The organism is Bradyrhizobium campsiandrae (assembly GCF_014529705.1).
GTDB lineage: Bacteria > Pseudomonadota > Alphaproteobacteria > Rhizobiales > Xanthobacteraceae > Bradyrhizobium > Bradyrhizobium campsiandrae.
In genome coordinates, this window is the sequence record NZ_JAANIH010000268.1 from 1 (window position 1) to 389 (window position 389).

The 389-nt window shown below is 38.8% G+C and carries 1 protein-coding gene; it reads right to left on the reverse strand.

The genetic code is table 11. From position 1 onward, the window contains the following. Window positions 1-389: hypothetical protein (locus G8O24_RS43030; protein WP_368736655.1), on the reverse strand; the 389-nt coding region annotated here is incomplete at both ends.

Sequence of the window (389 nt, forward strand, 5' to 3'; positions counted from 1 at the left end):
CTGGATGGTCTACCTTCACGATAAGACCATAATAGCAGTAGAAATCATATAGCATATTTTCAAATTCCCTGATTGTTTTCCCATCTGCATCTGGAGCTAAATATCGAAATAGCATCGACATTTTAGATACGTGTTTAGTAAATGCCTGTTTGCCAACCGCTTCTTCATTGCCTTCTGAATTAGATCGGTAAACTTGAAACGGGTTTAAGTGTCCTTCCGTTCCATCCAATACAATGATTTTCCCATTTAACTTTTCTACCAAAGGACGGAATTCTCCTGTAACATCAAATACCCGGATGTTGTTTCCTCGCTGCTTATTATCAAGTAACAGCTTCTTTAGCGTGGTGGACTTACCAGATCGCATATCTCCTATAATAACCCCATTATAG